We start from the raw sequence: 16692 nt of genomic DNA, 5'->3' as shown, positions 1-16692 counted from the left end.
ATCCTTAGTATCGTAAGTTCAGATTGTTTCTGTTCATTTATAAGGAACTCAAAGTGACTGAACTGCATCCTGACTTGCGAGAAAACGTACGTTTACTGGGTGAACTGTTGGGCCAAAACATTCAACGGTTTCCCGGGCAAGAGTGTTACGACCGGATCGAGGAACTTCGGGCTGCAGCCAAAGCCGACCGACTGCAAGAGAGCGGTTCCGGCCAGCGTCTGGTGACTTTGCTCGGACAGTTAAGTGACGACGAACTCCTTCCGGTTACCCGCGCTTTCAACCAGTTTCTCAACCTAGCCAACCTGGCCGAGCAATATCATGGCATTCGCCGTAAGCAAGGGCATGCCTCGGACCTGACGGTGGAATCACTGACCGAGGTGTTCGAGCGGCTGAAGGCTGGCGGTGTTGCGCCTGACGAGTTGCATCGGAAAGTGGCGGATTTGCACATCGAGTTCGTGCTGACCGCGCACCCCACCGAAGTCGCTCGCCGCACGCTGATCATGAAATATGACGAGATGTCGGATTGCCTCGAGAAGCTGGACCACAGCGACCTGCGCCCGGACGAGCGCGACGACATCGTGAGTCGTCTGTCCCAGCTGATCACCGAGGCTTGGCATACCGACGAAATTCGTTACGAGCGGCCGACCGCTGTTGATGAAGCCAAGTGGGGCTTTGCGGTCATCGAGAACAGCCTGTGGGAGGCGTTGCCGAAATTCTTGCGAAATCTGGACAAGTCGCTGTTGGATGCGTCCGGTAAGGGCCTGCCTATTGCCGCCACGCCGGTTCGGGTTGCATCCTGGATGGGGGGCGACCGCGACGGAAATCCGAATGTGACCCATGAAGTGACGCAGGAAGTTTTTCTACTCGGCCGTTGGATGGCTGCCGACCTTTATCTGCGCGACATCAAGGCGTTACGTGCAGAACTCTCCATGTGGCAGGCCAGTGACGAATTGAAAACCCAGGCCGGGGACTCCCGGGAGCCGTATAGGGTCGTCCTCGGCCAGTTGCGGGACCGTTTGATTAAAACCCGCGACTGGGCTGCTGCCAGAGCCAAAGGCAAAGCCGCTGACGCTACCAACATACTGTTTGAAAACGACGATCTGACGGCACCTCTGGAGCTTTGTTATCGGTCTTTGGTGGACTGTGGCCTGGAACACATTGCCAATGGTCCGCTGCTTGACACCATTCGTCGCGCCCATACCTTCGGGTTACCGCTGATTCGTTTGGATATCCGGCAGGAAGCGGCGCGCCACGCCGAAGCGGTGGCGGAGATTGTCGAGTATCTGGGCATGGGCGATTATGCCTCCTGGTCTGAACCTGAGCGGCAGAAATTCCTGTTGCGGGAACTCCAGGGCCGCCGACCTTTGGTGCCTCGTGGTTGGCAGCCGTCCGAGCCTGTCCGAGAAGTACTTGCAACCTGTGAGGTGGTTGCCCGGCAGACGCCAGAGGCCTTGGGGTCTTATGTGATCTCGATGGCGAGTCAGCCGTCGGATGTGTTGAGCGTCATCCTGTTGTTGCGTGAAGCGGGCATGACATTCCCCATGCGGGTTGTGCCTCTGTTCGAAACCCTCAGTGACCTTCAGGGCGCGCCAGACGCAATGGCGGCGCTGTATCAGGTGGATTGGTACCGCGAGTATTGTCAGGGCCGCCAGGAAGTGATGATTGGCTATTCGGATTCATCCAAAGATGCGGGGCAGATGATGGCGGCCTGGGCCCAGTATCAGGCGCAGGAAAAGCTCACCGAAGTGGCCAGCCAGTATGGGGTGCACTTAACCTTGTTCCACGGTCGTGGTGGCACGGTTGGACGGGGTGGTGGTCCCGCCAACAGGGCCATATTGTCACAGCCCCCCGGGTCGGTGAACGGCAGTTTCAGAATCACCGAGCAGGGTGAGATGATCCGGTTCAAATTCGGCTTGCCCAAACTGGCGGTGCAAAGTTTGACGCTTTATACCACGGCTGTGGTCGAGGCTACTCTGGCACCGCCGCCTGTCCCGAAGGACAGCTGGCGTGAGGTGATGGATTGGCTGACAAGTATCTCGCTCGAATCTTATCGCGATGTAGTGCGTGAGAACCCTGATTTCGTGCCGTATTTTCGCCAGGTGACACCGGAAACGGCCTTGGGCAAATTGGCCTTGGGCAGTCGGCCTGCCCGGCGTAAACCGACCGGTGGTGTCGAGAGTTTGAGGGCGATTCCGTGGATATTTGCCTGGACTCAGATGCGCTTGATGTTGCCAAGTTGGCTGGGCAGCGACGTAGCGCTTGAGGAAGCCGCTCGCCAAAATCGCTTGCCCGAGTTGCGTGAAATGATGAAGGGATGGCCGTTCTTTAAAACTTACGTGGATATGCTTGAGATGGTGTTGGCCAAGGCCGATCTGCGAATTGCCACCTACTACGAGCAAACCCTTGTACAAGACGAGACCTTAAAATCCCTGGGCGAGAATTTAAGAACGCGCCTGCAAGGCTGTGTTGACCGCTTGCTCGAACTGAAGGAGCAGGAAAACCTGCTCGAGGATGAGCCGGTTTTTGCCCATTCCATGAGAGTGCGGAACCCTTATACCGACCCGTTGCACTACCTGCAGGCGGAGTTGCTGCGCCGGGATCGTGAGAGTGAGGGCAAAACCAATGTACCCGAAATGGTCGAGCGGGCCCTTAAAGTGACCATGGCTGGCATATCGGCAGGGATGCGAAATACGGGTTAATTTCCCGCAGAAGCGGATGCTTGTTGCTCCGCTTTCGTTATTGTTAAAGGAGAAAGTTCAGTTGGCAGTGGCAGAAAAGCTGGCGCATTTTCTGGATCGGAAAGGGATTGCGTATCGGCCTGTAGAAACCGGCGTGGTCAGCAATCTGGATGCCTTGGTGCTTGCATCGGGGCGGCCGCAGCACGACTTCATTCAGGCCACCATGCTGATTGATATGACCGGTGTGGTGATGGCTGTGCATCGATTTGACAGCACGCTTGATCTGGATGCCGTGCAACAACTGACCGGTCGGCGCCTGCAGCCTCTCACGGCCCGCCAGATAACCCGTTTGTTCGGTGATTGTGCGCCGGGCTTTGTGCCGCCTTTGGGGGCAGCGTGGGGCATTCCGGTCTTGGTGGATGAAGGTGTGGATTCAACTGGCCCCGTTGTTTTTAGTGCCGGTACCGATCACGCTCTGGTGGAAATGGATGCCCGTTCATTGAGACTGGCGCTGGCGGGTGCAAGAGCAGGGCGGCTGGTGATTCACGGCCAGGGGGTCGGGCAGCGCGAGGCTTTGACGCTTGAGCAAGTCGCTGACAAACTTCAGAAACTCTATCGTTTGCCCCCGATGCCCGCGCTGGCGTTGCGCATTCTCCGGCTGACCGGTAACCCCGAAGCTTCGGCCAAGGAACTATCGGAACTGATTGAATTTGATCCCAGCATGACCGCGCAGATCATGCGTTATGCCCGTTCTGCGTTGTTTGCCTATCCCGGTCAGATCAACTCGGTCCAGGAAGCGGTTACGCGGGTTCTGGGCTTTGATCGTGTGGCTCACATTGCGCTGGGGATTGCCTCGGTTCAAGCATTTGATGTGCCGCGCAAGGGGCCGCTGGGCATGGACAACTTCTGGCGACACTCGCTTTACTGCGCCTTTCTGTGTCAGGGGCTGGCTGCTCGTGCTGGGCACGATAAAGGGTTGGCCTATCTTTGTGGTTTGCTGCACAACTTCGGTCTGTTGCTGGTCGGGCATCTGTTTCCGACCGAATTTGAGGAATTGAACGCGCTCAGAGAAATGAATCCAGAGGCCAGCTTGCAATCGCTGGAATACGAAGTGCTGGGCCACAGTGAACAAGAAGATATTCTTGCGGTGGGGCACGGCGCGATCGGTGGTATCCTGCATCGGCTCTGGCAGTTACCGGAACCTGTGATCAAAGCCGCGGGCATGCACCAACACATGGGTTATCGTGGCGACCATGAAGAGTATGTCGCGATGGTTCAGCTGGCCAATGCGGTGCTGAAGGAGCAGGGCATTGGCGATGAATTGAATGCTGATGATGTGCCGGCTCTGGTTGAACGGCTAGGGTTGGATCTGGCTGATCTGGAACGGGTTCAGCTCGACGTAGAGCAAATGTCTTCTGATCTGGATGCGCTCGCATCCTCTTTGGCTTCCTGAGCCATATTGCACCGGCAAAGTACCACTACATACAGCTTGCATCTAATTAAAATACGCGATGATACAGAGGTCGACTTTCTCTGCAGGGGCTGAGTTCGTATAATGCGGCCTCGATTCTCGCCGGGCATTGCTGAAATCGACTCGCGATTCCAGAGAGGTTGTCGCAAAAACGCAGATTTTTGCAACAACTTTTCGTAAGACAATTTAAGACAACGGGAGCACAACGTTATGAAAATCATCATGCTAGGCGCACCAGGTGCGGGCAAGGGCACCCAGGCCCAATTTATCACCAGCCAATTCGACATCCCTCAGATCTCGACCGGCGACATGCTGCGCGCTGCCGTTAAAGCTGAATCAGAGCTGGGAAAACAGGTCAAAGAAGTGATGGCATCCGGCGGATTGGTGTCTGACGACATCATTATCGCGCTGATTGAAGAACGTATTCAGCAGCCTGATTGCAAAAACGGTTACCTGCTCGACGGTTTCCCACGCACGATTCCTCAGGCCGAAGCGCTGAAGGATCAAGGCATTGACATCGATTATGTTGTCGAGATTGCGGTAGATGACGAAGAAATCGTCAGCCGTCTGTCCGGTCGCCGTGTTCACGAAGGCAGCGGCCGTATTTATCACGTGAAATACGATCCACCCAAGGTTGCTGGCAAAGACGACGAAACCGGTGAAGATTTGGTTCAGCGTGAGGACGATAAAGAAGAAACCGTGCGCAAGCGTTTGGGTATCTACCACGACCAGACTGCACCGCTGATTGGTTTCTATCAGAGCTGGGCCAAGGAAGCTCCTGCCGACGCGCCCAAGTATGTCCGCGTTGAAGGCGTAGGTAGTCTCGACAGCATTCGTGACCAGATCCTGTCACAACTTAAGTAACTGAAACCGGGGTAGCCACGGAGGCTTGATCTGTGAAGTTGTTAGCACTGGATACTTCTTCCGAAGGCTGCTCCGCCGCTCTCTGGCTGGATGGTCAGATTACCGAGCGGTTTGAATTGGCCCCCAGGGGCCACACCCGTCTTTTAATGCCCATGGTTCGCGACCTACTCGCAGAGCAGGGGCTGAAACCCTCAGATCTGAATGCTCTGGCCTTTGCACGCGGGCCGGGGTCGTTTACCGGTTTGCGCATCGCTACCGGAGTCATTCAGGGTTTGGCCTGGGGGCTCGATTTGCCGGTGGTGCCGGTATCCTCCCTCGCTGCTGTTGCCCTGAACGCCATTGAAGCGCACAAGCTAGCTGACGGTGGAGGCATCGCGGTTGCATTCGATGCACGCATGAGCGAGGTGTATTGGGCGACGTTTGCCTGCCGTGATGGCTTGCCTGTTTTGTTGGGTGACGAGCGTGTCTGTCATCCGGATCAGGTCAGCTTGCCGGATGCCGATGAGCTAAGCGGTGACTGGTTTGGAGCAGGGCAGGGTTGGAAGTTTCGCAGCGACATGCCCGAATCTGTTGGAACCCGTATCGGCTCGGTAGATTCCTCTCTTGTGCCGAGGGCGGCTCAGGTCGCTCGCTTGGCGATTCCCGGATTTCATGCGGGTCAGGCCGTTCCTGCGGGGCAGGCTCAGCCGGTGTATGTCCGTGACGAAGTCACCTGGAAGAAACTCCCGGGACGGGAGTAGTCTCCGGAGATCACCGCCATGGCCGATAGCTCACCCGCGAACTCCGTTCCTCTCGAAAACATCGTCGCCGTGGGTTGCACCCCTTTGGGCGATAGCCCCAGTGCCAAAAATCTTGCCGATGAACTGGGCCTGACCTGGCTGGGTTTGGTGAAGCCTAAGCTAGTCAGAGACTTCCCTGTATTGCTGATTATGGATGACCAGGGGTTAGCCCTTCAGCTCACCGGAAAGGCGGCTCCAGGGCCCGTCAAGGCCGAGTTTGTGACCGGGAAGATGGGTTATCGGCGAGAACATGGTGGCGGTACTGGTCAGCTGGTAGCCCGCGCGGTAGGTTTGCACAAAACCAAATCCGGGTTGCACGTGCTCGATGCCACCGCCGGCCTGGGGCAGGACGCGTTCGTATTGGCGGGGCTGGGTTGCACGGTGACGCTATTTGAGCGTAACCCGGTCATTCATGCGTTGTTGGCCGATGGTTTGGCGCGAGCTGCACTAAATGCAGCGTGTGCACCCGTGGTCCAGCGCATGAATCTGCAGACGGGCAATTCGGTGGACTGGCTGCGAGAGGCGGGCAGCGATGTTGCCGATGTGGTGTATCTCGATCCTATGTTTCCGCACCGTGATAAGTCAGCACTGGTAAAGAAAGAAATGCAGGTGTTCCGGCAGGTGGTTGGTGATGACGACGATTCGGAACAATTACTGGAAGCGGCCCTGAGCGCAGCTCGCTACCGGGTCGTGGTCAAACGTCCCCGCAAGGCACCGGCCGTCAACGGCCCCAAGCCGGCCACACAGATTGACGGCAAAAGCAGCCGGTACGACATCTATTCACTAAAAGCCCTGCCGAGCTGAAACTCGTTCAGCCCGGCCCTGCAGGGGGTATGTTCATGCGTCCATCATGGTGATTTGCTGAATCGCCTGTCGTTTTTCAACACTCAGCACCAATCGGGCATCTTCAGCTACTTCATCCAGCCCTTCGCCGTAACACAATCGTCCCTCTTCGTCGGCAATCAGCACGTCGTTCTTCTGCATGTTGGCAATGAAGCTTCGGAACAGTGTTTTGTCGAAAAATTCCGGGGCATTCAGGCCAAACAAAATCGACATGCGTTCTGCCAGCAGCGTGCTCTGCTCTTCCAGTTCCGCCGCGGTCAGTTTGCCGGAGCCGTATTTGCGCAGGATACCCAGAGCAATGTGGTATCGTTCCAGGGTCTGGATAACAAAGCGTGACAGGATGCGCGCGCGCAGCATGGCTTCTGTGCCTTCCTCGGGTCGGCTCAGTTTGTCTTCTTCAAGTGCCAACAGCAGCCCTTGCTGGATCAACACGTCAATCCATTGATTGATGATGTTCTCGATTTCGTCCTGCGAGTACCGCAGGAATAGCTCAGACTGCAAGTAAGGGTAGGCGACGCTGACCAGGAAGATGATTTTCTCTCGGCGCAGGCAGGCCTTATTTTCAAACAGACTGACAACCAGTGCCGGAAGGGCGAACAGATGTTGAATGTTGTTCCGGTAGTAGGTCATGAGGATGGCGTTGGAGCCTTCCAGCGAGATGATGTCCCCCAGCTTTTGCGGCAAGCGGTTAATCAAACCCATGCTTTCGCAGTAATTCAGCCAGTCTTTGCCGTCCCCTTCGGGTAAGGTCACGGTGTCGGCATAAGGGAACGCCTTTAACATGTTGGCAAACTGGTCCATCAGGCGCACCAGTTGGCCTTCATCCATCGCCATGCGCTCGGTGCCCAGCAGCACCGTTGCGGTGATACCAATCGGGTTAACTGCGACCGCCGCATTGATGTTGCCCGCCACCCGTTCCGATAGCTCCGAGACCGCGTCAGGGAGCCAGTCCGGCCGATACTCTGCATCGTAAGCCTCTTCGCGCCAGGTGCTGCGAACTTCGTCCAGTACGTTGGCCAGCGGAATAGGATCGCCAAAGTTCAGGGAAACCCGGCCGAACGAGTTGCTGAGCTTGCGGACGGTTTTGGCCAGCCCGAAAACACTTTCTTTTTGCTTCTTCTTGCCGCGCAGCTCTCCAAGATAAGAGCGACCTTCCATGACCTTCTCGTATCCGATGTAGACGGGTACAAACACGATGGGTTTGCGATTGTCGCGCAGGAAACTGCGAACCGTCATCGACAGCATACCGGGCCTCGGTGGCAGCATACGCCCGGTGCGGGAACGGCCGCCCTCTACAAAGTATTCAACCGAATAACCGCGGGTGAACATCACGTGCATGTACTCGTTGAACACGGTGGCGTACAGCGGGTTGTCCTTGAAGCTTCGGCGCATGAAGAAGGCGCCGCCACGACGAAGGATCGGGCCCACGATGGGCATATTCAGGTTGATGCCGGCGGCAATGTGCGGCGGCATCAGCCCGTTTTTATAGAGCACGTAAGACAACAGAAGATAGTCGATGTGGGAGCGGTGACAGGGCACGTAAACAACGGAGCTGTCCTGTGCGACCTCTTTGGCAACCTGAATGTTATTGATGGCAATGCCGTTGTAGATGCGATTCCAGAGCCATGCGAGTACCCGTTCCATAAAACGGATGGTCACAATGGACATGCTGGCGGCAATCTCATCCGCGTACTTGAAGGCGCGCGCACGGACTTTTTCAGGAGCGATCTCTTCTTTGGCTGCGGTTTCGCGAATGGCTTCTTTTACCGCCTGGGTTCGCAGCAGCCCCTCAACGAGTGTTCGGCGATGAGACAAATCCGGCCCCAGAACGGCCTGACGTACGCGACGGAAATGGGTACGCAGAATGCGCCCGAGTTTGCGGCGGGCTTTTTCTTCGTTGTCGCGGTATTCCTCAACCACCATGCGTAGTGACAATGGTCGATTAAACTGCACGTAGGTGTTTCGGCCGTGAACCAGAATCAACAAAAATTTCTGCAGCCGCCCGGCTACAGACCAGGTATCCGACAGCAGTAGCTTGACCAAAGACTTCTCTTTGTCCGGGGATCGGCCCCAGAACAGGGAAACCGGAACGATCTGCACATCTTGGTCTGGATGGCTTACGCCAAACTTGACGAGTTCGCTGAACTCTTTGGTGGGTACCGGTTTTTGCCGGCGGCCTCGAAATAGACCGCCAACACGCTGGTAAAGGAAGAAAAACGAGTGAGTAGAGCTGTTCTTTACGGGCAATTCGGGGGAAGGTCCGGCCAACTTGGCCCGGATCACTTCATGCTCCAATACCAAACGGCTCGACAGAGAGCTGTATTGAAGCACGTAGCAGACCGGTTTTTCAGGATCGAGACCCAGTTCTTCCAATGTGTTGCCGCTGACGTCTGTGCGAACCCATAAAAACAGAATTTTGCGGAAAAAACACAGGATCAGGCTGCGAACGCCCTGATAAAATCGCATAAGGTGTAACTCCGGACCTGGAAACAGTGGCCAAGTTTAACGGGTTGTCGCGAGGTCGAAAAGCCGAATAGTCATTCTGGCCAACGATTTTGATGTGCTACATTGCTGTCCACCGTTGGATAAACAGGGGCTGGCTATGGTGAATAACAGCGGGCAGTGGGTGCCCGGTTGGAGCGATGACGAGCCGAAACAGGGTGATTTGTTGTTGGCTTTTTCCGGAAGCAGCATTCTAAAACCCGGTAACGGGTGGTTTTTGCGTTGGGGTGGCCCTGAAATGGGGGATAGCCGGCCTGAAGCCCTGCCCCTCGGCACTTGGTGTGGGCACCGGCTTTTTGTCAGCACGTTGGCAGACGCGGGCTTACCTGGCTTGAGCACCGTCACTCTCAGAGACGCGATTATGCAAACGCCGGCGGCACCCATAGAACTCCTGAGTACCGGCTTTCAGGTATGGCAGTGGTGGCAGGATCATCGATTCTGCGGGCGCTGTGGTGAACCGACACAGGCGCACCCGAGAGAACGCGCCCGTTGGTGTGGCCGCTGCAATGTTCCTTGGTATCCAAGAATTTCACCCTGTGTCATTGTGGTTATTCGCCGAGATGACCGTTTCTTGTTGGCGAAATCCTCGCGGGTGACGCGCAACTTTTACAGTCTGATTGCGGGTTTTGTTGAGCCCGGCGAGAGCCTCGAACAAGCGGTGGTTCGGGAAGTGAAAGAAGAAACCGGGCTGGATGTCACCAATATCCGTTACCAAAATTCTCAGCCCTGGCCGTTTCCCCATCAAATGATGATGGGCTTTTTTGCAGATTATGAAAGCGGAGACCTTGTGCTTCAGGAAGACGAGTTGGCCGATGCCGGTTGGTTCACTCCGGACGATCATCCCCCAATCCCTCCAGCGACCACGATATCGGGGCAGTTGATTGAAGCCATGAAAGACACCATTACTGCCGGCGGAGCGTCGTCCTGACGATGGGTAAGCGTCATCCTCGCGTTCTGGTTTTTGATTCCGGTGTGGGCGGCTTCAGTGTCGCGGCCTGCATTCATCGCGCCTTGCCTGGCGCCGAGCTTTTGTACCTGGCGGATAACGAAGCTTTTCCTTACGGTGATCAGCCCGAGCAAGTCGTGATTGATCGCTGCTGCGCACTGATTGATCTGAGCCTTCAGGAATTCCACTGCGATGTCATTGTAATCGCCTGCAATACCGCCAGTACCGTGGTGTTGCCTCACCTTCGGGCTCGTACCGAAGTTCCGGTGGTGGGCGTGGTACCGGCGATCAAACCCGCATCAGAGTGCACAGTGAGCCGAAAGGTCGGGGTGTTAGCCACTCCGGCGACCATAAAACGCCCCTATTTAGACCAACTCATCAAAGACTTTGCTGGCGACTGTGAGGTGACCCGCGTAGGCAACCCGAATCTGGTGCGCTGGGCTGAGGAGTTGGTGTCCGGTAAGGAACCGGAGCAAAGCCTGGTAAGCGATGCCATGTTGCCGTTGCACCAGCGGGGTGTAGACACCGTTGTCTTGGGGTGCACCCATTACCCCTTGCTGTTGTCTTGGCTTCAAAGAAGTCTGCCTGGCGTCGCGTTCTGGGTTGATTCGGGAGAAGCCATTGCGCGGCGAGTGACGTATTTGCTGCAACAAGCTGGCCGTCTATCCGGTGCGGAAACGCCCGCTGAGCTGCCCGGCGCGGTGGTTAAAGCCGCTTGTTTTTCCGGCCCGGCTCCTGCTGGCATTGCGAGCTTTTCGGCCGGTCTGGGCATGGCCGTCGCCGAGGTCCGAAGCCACTGGCCCAGCTTAAAGTAGCCGGGTCAGCTTGAACATGGCGAAGAATTCAAGGGCGGGAATGGCGCGTTTGTGACAGCAATAGGTTTTGAAGTTCTCGCCCCGAAAGCGTGATTTAGTGAACTCCAGGCCTTTGAAGTTGTATAGGAAATTGCCCTTGTCGTAGATACCGTGCATCAGTTTTTTCAACAGCCGGCTTTCCTGGTGCTCGGTGGCTTTGTCCAGTGACAGAGGGATGAGTCCTAAATCGATGAACGGAACCCCTTCGGCTTTAAAAACGTCCATGGCATGGGCCATCAAAGTGTAGAAAATGCCTTGTCGAAAGTCTGCATTGGCCCGAGAGATATTCGGCACGTAGCTAATGATTTCGTTGTTGTGGTAGATCGGATCAAAATAGATGAAACCAACCGCCTTGCCGTCCTGGTAGGCATAAAAATGGCGTTCGTTTTCACGGTAATCCATTTCCATCGGACGAATCAGGAACCGGATTTCGTTGCTTTTGCATTTGCGGGTTCGTATCCAGGCTTCGGATATTTCACGGGTGTGATCGTCGCTGTAGCGCTCTTTTACCGTGATTCCTTGCTTTTCAGCCTGATTCAATGCGGTGCGCAGGATTTGTTTTTTCTTGCCGGTTAAAGACCATTTCTGAAGATCGATCCGGGATTCACAGCCAAACTGAGTGCCATACAGTCCGAAGCGCAGATGAAGAAAGTCCACAACGGCCTTGGACACCTGAACGTAAGAGGCATTGGGAAATTTCTGTTGGAACTGCTCAAGAATAACCGGGAAATCCTTCCGCGCCGCCACCGGGTCCGACAGCACAAACGTACCACCCCATTTTCGCATGTAAGCAATGTAGCCTACACCCGGTACATCGAAATAGTGCATACCGGGTTGTAGCGTGGAGAAAGACTGAGAGTGTGCACCATGTTGCTTCAGGTAGCCCACGCGCTCAGAGAACGTGAACTGGCAACTGGCGTTCTCTTTTATGCCATCGAGTGCAAGAATTTGGTCTGACATAACACGGCTCCCGTAACCCTTTTTTAGCGTTGTTTATAGGTTTAGGCTTTTTTCTGACCCAGAATCGACCAGTAGCAATCCATGTTCAGGAGCTTGAAGTGTTTCTTTTCGCGCACTTGCAAGCCCAAGCGTTGCATATGTTCGGGATAGTTATAAATTTTGTGGAAGGCGTTGTTGGCGAATAACCAGAACACGAACACGGCCATGTACCAATAGAGCTTTTTGAACGTGCGGGAGAAAATATTGCCGGTGGGATAGCAAAAATCGCCAACGACGATTTTGGCATCGGCTTTACCCAGGCTGATCAGGTGTTCCAGAACTTTCACCATCATGTCTTCATCGAACACGTTCAGGAAAAAGTTGGCGACAACCATGTCATATTGGTCCAGCTCGTCAACTTTCATGATGTCGCTGTGAATCCGGCGAATAGTCAGGTGAGGGGCCTCTGCACTCAAGGCATCACCAAATTTCCGAAGCATGGTCTCAGACAGATCCACGACAGTTACATCGGCACCGAGCTCCGCAGCGCGAATGGCATCGCGACCATGGCCGACGCCGGCAAATAAAACCCGGTCGCCTTTTTGCACGGTTTCAACATCCAGCATGGCGGTTTTGCAGTGATGAATGTTTTTGCCACTGTATAGATTGCTGAGAAAGTCGTAGACGGGACCGATATATTTGTACTTGTCGCGCATGGTTACTGCCTTCTTTCTAGTCTCTGTTTGCCGCTACCTTTTTGTCGTTGTTAACCGTATGACGGTGGTTCGGTGGCGTGCGTGTAAGAGCTAGATTAGAGAAGGCGCTGCGTGAAATATGTGCAGTAGCGCGCATTTCCAGATACAAAAATTAACGAGCTGCAACGCTTTGCAAACCTCGTCAACCTTTCGGATCCAAGTGTCTTACAATCCTAGTTTGTGGGGGGGGTGGGCGAGGCATCGGTCTTTGGCGTTGAGTATTTTGCTGATTTCCGCAGCGGGTTGCGCAGGCCCGTAGAAGAACCCTTGCACTTGTTGGCACCCCAGCTGTTTCAGGTATGACAGCTGTTCATCAGTTTCGACGCCCTCGGCCACGATCTCCAGCTTCAAACCATGCGCCATGGCAACGATTGCATTCACAATGCATGCGCCTTCGTCGCCGCTTCGAATGGATTTTACAAAGGATTGATCGACTTTCAGGGTATGAATGGGCAATCGGTGCAGATAATTCAGCGAGGAGTAACCGGTACCAAAATCGTCGATCGCAATGCGGATACCTGAGCTGGCGAGGTCTCTGAATTTGCTGCTGATTTGCTCCAGATCCTTCATGATCACGTTTTCTGTGATTTCTATTTCCAGGTTCTCCTTCGGAAAGCCGTTCGCCTTGATGCGATCAGTCAGCATTTCAACGAATCTTGGGTGCTCCACCTGGCTTGCGGAGAGATTGACGGCCAGACGAAGGTCCGGGTGCCCCGAGGCGATCCAGTCAGCGACCTCTTTACAGGCGCGGCTAAGTACCTTTTCACTAAGCTTTGCGATCAGACCGGTTTCCTCAGCCAAAGGCAAAAAATCGACCGGATAAAGCAGTCCCATAGTAGGGTGTTGCCAGCGGACCAGCGCTTCGACCCCGACCATACGGTGGGTTTTCGAGCAAACCTGGGGCTGGTAATGCACCTGAAATTCCTCGCGCTCCATGGCAAGTCTGAGATCGCGTTCCATCCGCAGCCGCTGGGTTGTCGTTGTGCGCATGCTCTTGGAGTGGAACCGGTACCCGTCTTTGCCTCGCGCTTTCACGTAGTACATGGCGGCATCTGCGCATTGCAGCAACTGTTCCATGGTTTGGCCCGCGTCCGGGAACAGGGCGATTCCGATACTGGCGCCCACAAACACCTCGTGGTTGCCGAGTTGGAATGGGCTTTGAAGCGCGGCAATGAGTTTTTTGGCAACGCTGCGAGCATCCTCGGTACTGTCGATGACCGGAAGCAGAATGGTGAATTCATCACCGCCGAAACGAGACAGCGTATCGCCATGGCGCAGGCATTTTTCCATGCGTTGGGTCACCGCTTGCAATAAGCGATCGCCCATGGCGTGGCCAAGCGTATTGTTGATGACTTTGAAGCGATCCAGATCCAGAAACATCACCGCCAGTTTGTGGTGGTTGCGACGGGCATGAGCCGCAGCCAACTCCAGCCGGTCTTTAAACAGGGCGCGATTGGGTAGTCGGGTTAATGGGTCGTGATAGGTTTGAAAGTTTATACAAGCTTCAGCTTCTTTTCGGTCGGTGACATCCCGCGCAGTGCCATAGTAACGGGCAAGCTGCGGGATACAGCCCGCCAAAGATTCATCGGTTTGGGGCCAGCTTTGGGGTTCTATGGGAAATGCGGTGATCTCGAAGTGCCGGGTAGCAGTATTGTGACCTTTGGCCTTCAGCCGAACTTCCAGTGACCGAGGGTTGTCAGCACTGATGTTGGGCCCTCGCACCGCGTAGGCACCGCGCGCGACATCCCGCTCATCGAGTATGGTCCGGAAGTGTTTGCCACAAAGGTCCGCAGGTGGGTAGCCCAACAGACTGTTTACTTTGTCGTTGATAAAGCAGAAGCGCCCGGATTCGTCGAGCATAAAGACAATGTCGGGCGAGTTGTTGACGATGTATCGATGCAGTGCTTCGGATTTTTCGAGCCGGGACTGAATTGCAACGTGAGACTGAATCAGCGGGTGTTTTTTTATCGCTGTTTCCACCAAGGTCAAGAGTTCATCAGGTGCGTTTGGTTTCCTGATATGGCCCAGAACTTCCTCAATAAGTTTGGTTGTCATGTCCACATTTCCGTTGTGTCGTCGCCAGTTTTATCGTTGTTATAAGTCATTCGCAGAGCTGGCATGCCATCTGGTACACCGTATCAAAGATTACGTGACGAGATGTTCAGTTTTGTTTGGGTTCGAGCTTAGACAATATTTTCAAATTATTAAATGCTTAGTGAGGTCTGTTTGAGCGGTTTGTTAGCAGGAATGTGATGTGATTGGTTTTTCTACACATCTGCCAGCTTTTTGAGAAGCGGCAAACAAAACCGGTGTGGGTTTGTATGTTAAGTATGCAGTTGGTCACCTGCTTGTCATACTGGGTGTGCAAACATTGAACGACAAGAAGAACAGGGCATAAGACACGGAGGGCAGGAAATGGCAAGCGAGCAGACAGTGGCAGGTACGGCGACTTCTCAGGTATTAAAACGGCTGAAAGGCAAGCGTGTGCTGATTACGGGAACAACTGGCTTTTTGGGCAAAGTTGTTTTGGAAAAGCTTATCAGAGCTGTTCCGGAGATAGGCGGCGTGTACCTTTTGATTCGCGGCAACCGCAAATTCTCAGACGCCCGCAACCGGTTTCTTGAAGAGATTGCGACCTCGTCGGTTTTCGACCGGGTGCGTGAAAGCGATCCCGAGTTATTCGAATCCTTCCTCACGGAAAAGCTTCATTGCATCACCGGTGAGGTAACCGAGCCGGCGTTCGGACTCGGTCAGGACGCGTTTCAGAAGCTGGCGGGCGATCTGGATGCGGTCATCAATTCTGCGGCCAGCGTGAACTTTCAGGAAGCGCTTGATCAGGCATTGACGATCAACACTCTGTGCCTCGACAACATCGCCGAACTGGCGCGGTTGAATGCGGGTTTGGCGGTATTGCAGGTATCCACGTGCTATGTGAATGGCATGAATAGTGGGCAGGTCGCTGAAGCCATCATCAAGCCGGCCAGGAAATCTATTCCGCAATCAGAGCAAGGCTACTACAAGGTTGAGGCCTTGATTGCAGACCTGCAGAGTAAAATTGAGAGTGAGCGAAGCCGCTACGACGGCAAAGCACTGGAGAAACGCTTGGTCGAGCTGGGATTGCGGGAGGCCCGCCGTTACGGATGGAGTGATACCTATACCTTCACCAAGTGGCTGGGTGAACAGCTGCTGCTGAAGGCACTGCAAGGGCGGAGTTTGACCATCGTTCGACCTTCGATCATTGAAAGCGCTCTTGAGGAGCCTGATTCCGGCTGGATTGAGGGAGTTAAAGTGGCCGATGCGATTATCCTGGCCTACGCCCGTGAAAAAGTGTCACTGTTCCCCGGGAACCGTGCAGGGGTCATCGACGTTATTCCGGTGGATCTGGTGGCCAATGCGATAATTCTTGCGCTGTCGGAGGCTGTGGCCGAGCCTCAGGCGCAGAGAATTTATCAATGCAGCAGTGGCAGCTCGAACCCGATCACCATCGGCGAGTTCATCGACCATTTGATGGCCGAAGCGAAAGCGAATTATGCCGCCTACGATCATCTGTTCTACCGAAAACCCTCGAAACCTTTTGTGGCAGTGAATCGAACCGTATTTGACCTCGTGGTGAGCGGTGCCCGATTACCTTTGAGTTTCACCAATGGTGTTCTCAGGCGTTTGGGCAGCCGTTCCGATCTGAAATGGCTGCGAAACCTGGAGACCACGCAATCCCTGGCAACGATCTTCGGGTTCTACACCGCTCCGGATTATATTTTCTGCAATGACCAGTTGCTTGCTTTGGCGAAGCGCTCCGGCGAGGTTGACCAGAGTTTGTTTCCGGTCGATGCCCGCGCTATTGATTGGGAGCTGTATCTTCGGAAAATTCATCTGGCAGGGCTCAATCGGTATGCGTTGAAACCTCGAAAGGCCAAGCGTGTGAAGACCCGGCAGCATACCCGACGCGCAGCGTGACGGGTCTTGAGTGAGCAAATGTTGCTCGAAATGTGACCTTCCCCTCTTTTCGTAGGCTGGACGAACGTCCTGTTTATTTTGGACGTTCGTCTAATTCATTGTTGAGT

General features: G+C 54.7%; 12 protein-coding genes. 8 read left to right on the top strand and 4 right to left on the bottom strand.

Annotated elements, in window-relative coordinates; genetic code table 11:
• Positions 1–53: 53 nt before the first annotated feature.
• The 5 genes from ppc to JAO79_RS12090 all read left to right on the top strand — a co-directional run bounded on the left by ppc (position 54) and on the right by JAO79_RS12090 (position 6596).
• A complete protein-coding gene (gene ppc / locus JAO79_RS12110) occupies positions 54–2699 on the top strand; it encodes a phosphoenolpyruvate carboxylase (RefSeq protein ID WP_199007524.1) in 2646 nt (881 codons plus the stop codon).
• A gap of 61 nt (positions 2700–2760) precedes the next feature.
• Complete coding sequence (locus tag JAO79_RS12105; RefSeq protein WP_199007523.1) at positions 2761–4131, top strand: HDOD domain-containing protein; 1371 nt, start codon at positions 2761–2763, stop codon at positions 4129–4131.
• Between the two features lie 228 nt (positions 4132–4359).
• A complete protein-coding gene (adk, locus tag JAO79_RS12100; RefSeq protein ID WP_199007522.1) occupies positions 4360–5013 on the top strand; it encodes an adenylate kinase in 654 nt (217 codons plus the stop codon).
• 32 nt (positions 5014–5045) lie between these two features.
• Positions 5046–5753 (top strand): tRNA (adenosine(37)-N6)-threonylcarbamoyltransferase complex dimerization subunit type 1 TsaB, encoded by a 708-nt coding sequence (gene tsaB / locus JAO79_RS12095; RefSeq protein WP_199007521.1) that lies wholly within the window; start codon positions 5046–5048, stop codon positions 5751–5753.
• A gap of 18 nt (positions 5754–5771) precedes the next feature.
• Positions 5772–6596 (top strand): class I SAM-dependent methyltransferase, encoded by an 825-nt coding sequence (locus JAO79_RS12090; RefSeq protein WP_199007520.1) that lies wholly within the window; start codon positions 5772–5774, stop codon positions 6594–6596.
• 33 nt (positions 6597–6629) lie between these two features.
• On the opposite strand, the gene plsB is transcribed toward JAO79_RS12090, so the two are convergent.
• Positions 6630–9101 carry a glycerol-3-phosphate 1-O-acyltransferase PlsB gene (plsB, locus tag JAO79_RS12085; protein ID WP_199007519.1) on the bottom strand — a complete coding sequence of 824 codons (2472 nt, stop codon included), beginning with the start codon at positions 9099–9101 and terminating at the stop codon, positions 6630–6632.
• A gap of 136 nt (positions 9102–9237) precedes the next feature.
• On the opposite strand from plsB, the gene nudC reads away from it, so the two are divergent.
• Together nudC and murI are read left to right on the top strand one after the other, a co-directional pair.
• On the top strand, positions 9238–10065 hold the full coding sequence (gene nudC, locus JAO79_RS12080) for an NAD(+) diphosphatase (protein WP_199007518.1): 828 nt from the start codon (positions 9238–9240) through the stop codon (positions 10063–10065).
• A 2-nt stretch (positions 10066–10067) separates the two neighbouring features.
• Positions 10068–10898, top strand: coding sequence for a glutamate racemase (gene murI, locus JAO79_RS12075; RefSeq protein WP_199007517.1), 831 nt, complete (start codon positions 10068–10070; stop codon positions 10896–10898).
• Here murI and JAO79_RS12070 read toward each other — a convergent pair.
• The 3 genes from JAO79_RS12070 to JAO79_RS12060 form a co-directional block, all read right to left on the bottom strand.
• The gene (locus tag JAO79_RS12070; protein WP_199007516.1) at positions 10890–11897 is read right to left on the bottom strand and encodes a DUF2156 domain-containing protein; all 1008 of its coding nucleotides are present in this window, start codon (positions 11895–11897) and stop codon (positions 10890–10892) included. The genes murI and JAO79_RS12070 overlap by 9 nt on opposite strands.
• Positions 11898–11938: 41 nt before the next feature.
• The gene (locus JAO79_RS12065; protein WP_199007515.1) at positions 11939–12592 is read right to left on the bottom strand and encodes a class I SAM-dependent methyltransferase; all 654 of its coding nucleotides are present in this window, start codon (positions 12590–12592) and stop codon (positions 11939–11941) included.
• Positions 12593–12796: 204 nt separating this feature from the next.
• Positions 12797–14686: an EAL domain-containing protein gene (locus JAO79_RS12060; RefSeq protein WP_199007514.1), complete on the bottom strand. Its 1890-nt coding sequence runs from the start codon at positions 14684–14686 to the stop codon at positions 12797–12799.
• 360 nt (positions 14687–15046) lie between these two features.
• Between JAO79_RS12060 and JAO79_RS12055 the strand changes: the two genes are divergently transcribed.
• Entirely contained in the window at positions 15047–16585 is a 1539-nt protein-coding gene (locus tag JAO79_RS12055; protein ID WP_199007513.1) for a fatty acyl-CoA reductase, read from the top strand.
• The last annotated feature ends 107 nt before the right edge of the window (positions 16586–16692 follow it).

The sequence above is a fragment of the Marinobacter litoralis genome (assembly GCF_016427555.1).
Taxonomy (GTDB): domain Bacteria; phylum Pseudomonadota; class Gammaproteobacteria; order Pseudomonadales; family Oleiphilaceae; genus Marinobacter; species Marinobacter litoralis_A.
This window is presented reverse-complemented; position numbering and strand designations above follow the sequence as displayed.

Bases quoted from the DNA above. Each gene is read 5' to 3' on its own strand.
- adk (WP_199007522.1), top strand. From the start codon at position 4,360: ATGAAAATCATCATGCTAGGCGCACCAGGTGCGGGCAAGGGCACCCAG.
- JAO79_RS12090 (WP_199007520.1), top strand. From the start codon at position 5,772: ATGGCCGATAGCTCACCCGCGAACTCCGTTCCTCTCGAAAACATCGTC.
- plsB (WP_199007519.1), bottom strand. From the start codon at position 9,101: ATGCGATTTTATCAGGGCGTTCGCAGCCTGATCCTGTGTTTTTTCCGC.
- nudC (WP_199007518.1), top strand. From the start codon at position 9,238: ATGGTGAATAACAGCGGGCAGTGGGTGCCCGGTTGGAGCGATGACGAG.
- murI (WP_199007517.1), top strand. From the start codon at position 10,068: ATGGGTAAGCGTCATCCTCGCGTTCTGGTTTTTGATTCCGGTGTGGGC.
- JAO79_RS12070 (WP_199007516.1), bottom strand. From the start codon at position 11,897: ATGTCAGACCAAATTCTTGCACTCGATGGCATAAAAGAGAACGCCAGT.
- JAO79_RS12065 (WP_199007515.1), bottom strand. From the start codon at position 12,592: ATGCGCGACAAGTACAAATATATCGGTCCCGTCTACGACTTTCTCAGC.
- JAO79_RS12060 (WP_199007514.1), bottom strand. From the start codon at position 14,686: ATGACAACCAAACTTATTGAGGAAGTTCTGGGCCATATCAGGAAACCA.
- JAO79_RS12055 (WP_199007513.1), top strand. From the start codon at position 15,047: ATGGCAAGCGAGCAGACAGTGGCAGGTACGGCGACTTCTCAGGTATTA.